This is a genomic window from Psychroserpens sp. (assembly GCF_045105015.1).
Lineage (GTDB): Bacteria > Bacteroidota > Bacteroidia > Flavobacteriales > Flavobacteriaceae > Psychroserpens.
The window spans coordinates 1-6,792 of sequence record NZ_JBGCCX010000173.1 but is presented as its reverse complement, the minus strand read 5'-3'; the positions used below and the strand labels follow the sequence as shown (position 1 = coordinate 6,792).

At 33.2% G+C, this 6,792-nt stretch carries 4 protein-coding genes; 1 reads left to right on the top strand and 3 read right to left on the bottom strand.

Features of this window, described 5'->3' with window-relative positions:
* On the top strand, window positions 1-2,068 hold a 2,068-nt coding region (locus AB8B90_RS13300; RefSeq protein ID WP_405337785.1), incomplete at its 5' end, for a choice-of-anchor L domain-containing protein.
* Between the two features lie 51 nt (window positions 2,069-2,119).
* Here AB8B90_RS13300 and AB8B90_RS13295 read toward each other — a convergent pair.
* From AB8B90_RS13295 to AB8B90_RS13285, 3 genes are all read right to left on the bottom strand, one after another.
* On the bottom strand, window positions 2,120-2,494 hold the full coding sequence (locus AB8B90_RS13295; protein WP_405337782.1) for a hypothetical protein: 375 nt from the start codon (window positions 2,492-2,494) through the stop codon (window positions 2,120-2,122).
* A 70-nt stretch (window positions 2,495-2,564) separates the two neighbouring features.
* Window positions 2,565-3,986 (bottom strand): DUF5689 domain-containing protein, encoded by a 1,422-nt coding sequence (locus AB8B90_RS13290; RefSeq protein ID WP_405337779.1) that lies wholly within the window; start codon window positions 3,984-3,986, stop codon window positions 2,565-2,567.
* 34 nt (window positions 3,987-4,020) lie between these two features.
* A partial coding sequence (locus AB8B90_RS13285; protein ID WP_405337776.1) for a TonB-dependent receptor occupies window positions 4,021-6,792 on the bottom strand: 2,772 nt, incomplete at its 5' end.

Sequence of the window (6,792 nt, the reverse complement as noted above, 5' to 3'; positions counted from 1 at the left end):
AGGATCAGGAAATGTATTGGTTGATCAAACAACTTATACTCCTGAAGAATTAATTATAGATGTATTAATTGACAGTCCATGTGCTCAAATATCAAATATTACATTCTCTACAGGTACAAACTTTGGAGAAGAAAACGGTATAGGATATTTCTCTAATCCAGATGGTGGATTTCCTTTTGAAGATGGCTTATTATTAACATCAGGTGATGCTAGTCAAGCAGCAGGACCAAATTCTAATTTTGTTTCTGATGGAACAGGAGCATGGCCTGGAGATGCTGACTTAACTGCTATTGCAGGAGATGATACTAATAATGCCACTATTATAGAATTTGATTTTGTCCCTTTAAATGACGAATTAAGTTTTGATTTCTTAATGGCTTCTGAAGAGTATGATATGGGAGGATTTGAATGTCAGTTCTCAGATGCATTTGCATTTTTATTGACAGACATTTCAACTGGGACAACTACTAACTTAGCTGTAGTTCCAGGAACTACAGACCCTATTTTAGTTACTAATATTCACCCTGATAATGGTGTTTGTGGAGCAGTAAATGAACAATATTTTGGTGAGTATATCCCAGATAATTTACCTCCAATTTCATTTGATGGTAGAACAGCTGTTTTTACAGCTTTTTCCCCTGTAAATATTGGTGACCTATATCATATCAAGTTAGTTATTGCTGATGCGAGAGATAATGCATTTGATTCAGGTGTATTCTTAAAAGCAGGTAGTTTTGATATTGGTGAAGTAGATTTAGGAGGTGATATTACAATTGCTGGAGGTAATGCAGTTTGTGAAGATGAACCTATAATTCTAGATACATCTGCACCAAACGTAAATCACGTTTGGTATAAAGATAACTTTGTTATAAATGGTGAAACAAGTTCTACACTTAATGTAACAGAAGCAGGATTGTACACAGTTCAAATTATTTTTTCTCCATCTTGTATAATTGATGATGAAGTATTAATTGAATTTTTACCTAATCCAGTTATTGCTAATACACCAAACGATTTATCTGAGTGTTCAACAACTAATCAGGCTCAATTTAATCTTGATGTGAATGATGATGTTATTTTAGGAAACCAAAATCCTACTGATTTCATCGTAACGTATCATGACTCTCAAGGAGATGCAGATACAGGTAGTAATAATTTAGCATCACCTTATACTAATACATCAAACCCTCAAACTATTTATGTTAGAGTAGAAGATATTGCAACCGGTTGTCATGAGACCACAAGTTTTACCTTGTCTATTTCAAGTCCTACTCAAACTGCTGAAAGTGTTGAGCTAATTGGATGTGATAATGATGATGATGGAATAGCAACATTTGTTCTTTCTGATCACGATGACGATGTCTTAAACGGTCAAGATGCTTCACAGTTTATTGTGACCTATCATAGTTCTCAGGCTGACGCTGATAATTCAGTTGGAGCTTTATCAAGCCCTTATGATAGTTCTGGTGAGATTGTTTTTGTAAGAGTAGAAACGATAGGTTTGCCAAATTGTTATGTTACGAATAGCTTTGAATTAGTTATTGGCACAGAACCAGAAACAACATTTACAAGCAATTTTGATTATGAGGTTTGTCCTAATGCAACTGTTCCAATTGTTATTACTGCAACACCTGTTAATTATACAGAAAGTGAAGTAACCATTAATTGGTATTTAGATAATGGATTAATAACTAACGAAAACGGATTAAGTCTTCCAGTTCTTGAGGCAGGTGATTATACGATTGAAGTTATTTATAATGACACAGGATGTTCTAATGACGAAACGGTAACTATTATTGAGTTAGAAAGTTGTGTAATTCCACAAGGTATTTCACCAAATGGTGATATGAGTAACGACTCTTTTGATTTAAGTAGTTATGACGTTAGTAAATTACAAATCTACAATAGAAATGGTGTATTAGTTTACTCCAAGAAGAATTATACTAATGAATGGCATGGACAAACAGATGATGGTGAAGAATTACCAGTAGGTACCTATTTCTATACAATGGAATACCAAAATGGTAAAACAAGAGCTGCTTGGATTTATATTCAAAGAGATAATTAATTTAGTTTATACTAAGCACAAAAAAAGCCTCTATATTCTAGAGGCTTTTTTTTATGCGTTCAATAAAATAATAGCTAATAAATAACAACCTAACAAGAGTAGCCATAGTAGACAAATACTGTAAATAGGTTGTTTGTTTTTATTGCTTTTAGCATTCAATACTTTTCGTTTTCTTCCGCTGTATACAATCCAATTTCTAAAGTAAATGAATACACTTATTATAATGAATAATGTCCATCCTTTAGACGCAGAAAACGTGTTCACATGCATTTGTTCCAAGAATATGGAGAAAAACACACCTAAGACTAATATTAAAGCGATTTGTAAGAGCGAAAGGTATACTATGGCAATAGTGTTGGCTTTTTGTTTATATGTTGCTTTATAGTGGTTAAAAACACTAAAAAAAAGAGAATCGAATGTTGTCATAGTTGTCAATTAAAAAAATAAAACCAGTTCTTTCGAACTGTTTTAAAATTATATAATAAAATATATATTTTTATTGTGGCGTTAATATTTTAACATCACTTAAATCTCTAGTTGAAGAAATTGCTCCATTATCGCTATCGTAAACAAAAGCAATCACACCGGTTCCAGTTACTGCACTAAGATCAATTAAACCAGTTGAATCATATTCATTATCGAAAAACCCACCATTTAGAGGTAATCCAGCAATTTCACTTTGCCCAATTTCTACCCATGTAAAAGTAGTAATATCTCCACCTGAAACATAATCTGTTGAATAATAAGCTGTTAATGGCTCATCTCCAGCATCACTAAAGGCATCAGCGATTTCTAATACCATTTGCTCTCCAGCTTGAGCATCAAAATCAAAAGAAGGAGAAATTAACCAACTTACCATCACTGCATTTGGTGAACCACTTTGAAAAGCAGAAGCACGTGCATAAGATTCTCCATCAAAACTTGCGCCTACCCAAGTTTTAGTACCAACAGTATTTACTACTTCCCAGCCTGATAAACCACCAGTAAAGTCTTCTTGGTAAACAATATCATAATCATCAGGATTAAAAGGATCACAACGCATAGCTGTTTCATCAAAATTAATATCTTCAGGAGTATTAATTACAACATTAAATACTTCACCAAAGAAATCTTTAGTTAAAATAACATTGATACTTCCTCTACCTGTAGGTAATTTTAAACCTTTAAAATCTGAAAATGTACTTGTACTAAATACTACAGAAGCATTTGAAGCACAAGTCTCAAGAGTACGTTCACCATCAAATTCATCTGAAGCTTCTGAAGCGTAAGTAAGCGTTTCTTCTACAGGAAGAACCTCATCTCTTGCAAATTGAGCATCAGCAATTTGAATCATCATATTTGTTTTGTCATCTGCAAATTCAGCAAAACTTAAAGGAAGTGGAACAATTGTAGCAACTTCGTTAGATCTTTGAATGATTTGATTTTGTTGAGATGCTGCAATCTTATCTACTTCTGTACCATTAAGAACTCCTAATGTTAATACTCCATTTGTCATTCCAACAGTTAACCCATTAACTTTCACATAGATTTTTCTACCAACTTCATAACTTGTGAATAAAGGGTTCACATCAATTAAGACCTTGATTCCAATAGTTGGGTTTTCAAACTCATCTTGGATAATTAATTCTTCAAAGAAATTTCCAGCTTCATCAGATGATACAACATAACCAGTTACGTACTGATCGTTAGTGTTAAATTCATAAGTATAAGTTGTCGATTCATCTTCATAATCTAAATCAGTATTACCTTGTTCTTGAGCAAGATCTCCTGCTAAAGCACCAATATCAATTGTGTTAGTAATATCTGGTTCTTCAAATGATAAGTTTGGTGTGTCAAAGTCGTCATCTTGAACACAACTGCTCACTACTACTAAACCTATTAGCAATAGTATTAATTTATTAATTTTTAAAGTTTTCATTTTTAATATTTTATTTTGTTAATACATAGCTTTTTTAAAATCTCACATATATGTTAAGGTAATATGTTGTACCGTTTCCGAAGAAATAACGATTGCCAAATACTGGACCATTATCACTATTTTGTTCTTCGATTTGACTTCTATAATCTACTCGTCTAGACTGTTCGAAACCACCAGTTCTGTAATCTTGATTAAATACGTTATTTATGGTTGCAAAGAAACCAACGAAGTAATCTTTTACTCTCCATGATTTACCTCCAACAACATTCACTAACATGTAACTATCAAATTGTTCTTGCTTTAATAATTCTTTTGCAACATTTTCGTCATAATCGTTAATCGTATAACCACTTATATTACCACCATCAGGGATTATTAAAGTCCCATTTCCATCAACAGGTAATAAATCAACATCTTGAGTAAATGAAGCAGATCGTTTTAACGCACTTGCATCTACATAAGCATTTGAAAAGAAATTACTCGTCACACCAATATTCCAAAAGTCAGGGTCACGATATTCAAAACCTAACTGAAACGCACGTTCTGGTCCACCAGACACATGTAAATCTTTTAATTCAGTAGTACCATTTCCGTAAGTTAATATAGTCTTATCTCCATTTTCATCTACAAAGTCTGCGGCCGTATAATATACATTAGGATTATTAGAGAATGTATACTGACCAATAGATGCAGCAGCTTTCAACTTAATGGTTGGTGTCACTTGAGCTTCAATTCCAAGTTCAGCTCCAATATGACGTCTTTCTATATTCGTTTGAACCTCTTGTACAAAATTACCTGAGTTTTCAGTAAAGAAAAAGCCGATATCAGTTCCGTCTTGAAAACCTGAATAAAAACCTGTAAGTCTAGCTTTTAATGTAGGTGATCTGAAGATATAACTCGCATCAAAAGATTGAATCTTTTCACTCTCTAAACCAATTACGGTTTGATTACTCTGTCTTGCGTTTCCAAATGAGTTTCGAATACTCGGTGCTTTTGTAAAATAACTACCGTTTACATCAATTAAATGTTTTCCTGTAATCTTATATGTGAAACCAGCTTTAACACCATAGTTAGAAAATTCTAATTTTTCACTTTTACCAAAAGAAGTAACATCTCCAAAGTTATCTACGAATTCAGTTTCGCCAATTGAGAGATTAGGATCATCAAAAAATCCATTTTCATATTTTCCATCTCTTTGATAAGTCGTTTGTGATAAATTAGCTCCAATATAAAAATCAATTTTATTGTATTTAAATTGAGCTTGAGCAAAACCACTAATAACATCAGAATTGATATCGTAGTTGTACTTATAGCGATCACCTTCTGTAACCACTCGGTTTTGATTTCTTATATCACTTTGTGCTTGCCCTTCTGTTTGCTGTCCTGCTTGATCTTCAGCAAAAGCATCAATATCTAGATAACCAGGTCCGCCTAGTAAATCTTCAATACGAGCAAAGTTTTCACTTTTTAAAGTTCTGTAACTTATATTAGCATTTAACCTAATATTGTCCGCTAGGTCAGCATCTAGTATTGTATTAAATGTTAATTGTTTATCCTTTATTACGTCAGATTGAAGCGCGTATACAGAGTAAGGATTAATATCATTAGCTATGTATAGACGATTCCAATCTAATTGACCATCACTTATAAATTCTTGTTGTGCTTGGTAAGCTAATTGATAATCATATGCTGTTGGATTATCAAAACGCAAGAAATAACTTGGTAAGTTTTGGTAATATTCAGGAGTAGGATTACGAGCACCACCATACTGACCATTATTCACAGCATCTAGTCTTGACCCGTTATTATCTATTCTTGAATTTGCAATTTCTCCAAACTGGTAAGCAATATTTGTGTTTAATCTTAATTTTGGTGAAATTTCCCAAAAGTGATTTAGCATTAATATAGGCTCTTCAATTTCTCTAATTCTTGAGTTTCTAATTTCTCCATCTTGTTCTCCCCAAAACGGATTATATTTTCTTCCCTTAAGATTAAAAACTTCTTCGGTGATAGCTGTAGAGCGACCACGTCTGTTTTGTGCATAAATAGAAGTGAAGTTAAGGCTGTGTTTGTCATTTATTATTTTTTCTACAACAGCAACAAATGAATTAGAATCATATAATGTTCCATCAACAAACCCTTCATCTCCAAATCGTCTCGATCCAAGGACAGAAATAGCCCAACCACCTTCAAGTAAACCTGAATTATAGCTACCCATTATACGACCTGTATAACTTCTATTGGCACTAGCATAAGATACACGCCCACCTTTTCTATATTTAGAAGCTCTCATTATGATGTTGTTTGTACCAGCAAGATCACCAAATGTGTAATCGTTTGCAGACATGCCCATCGTAAATTCTTGGTTACGTTGTAAATCGTTAATTCCACCCCAGTTTCCCCATTGTGGTCTTCCAGTAAATTGCTTGTTCATTTCAACACCATTGATAAGTACCTTACCATTGGCATTGTCTAGACCTCTTGGTCTGAAGAATGTAGCACTAAAATCAAATGCAGCTGCATTTAAAAATACATCTCTTGAAGATTGAAGTAAACCAGATACATTATCTGTTAAACCATCATCTTCACTGTTTAAGTTATCATCTGAAATTGAGATAATAAATAAATCCTTTTTGTCACTAGCGTCATAGTCTAATGTCATTCCGCTAATATCAACGGTTTGACCTTCGTTTACAACAATAGGATAACGTTTTGTAACGTAATCTACTTTTTCAATTTTCAGGACTTGTTCGCCTAAAGGAACAATAGTCTCAAATTGAAATTCACCACTAGCATTTGTAGACGT

Coding starts and splice junctions, on each gene's coding strand:
- AB8B90_RS13295 (WP_405337782.1), bottom strand. CDS start 2,494: ATGACAACATTCGATTCTCTTTTTTTTAGTGTTTTTAACCACTATAAA.
- AB8B90_RS13290 (WP_405337779.1), bottom strand. CDS start 3,986: ATGAAAACTTTAAAAATTAATAAATTAATACTATTGCTAATAGGTTTA.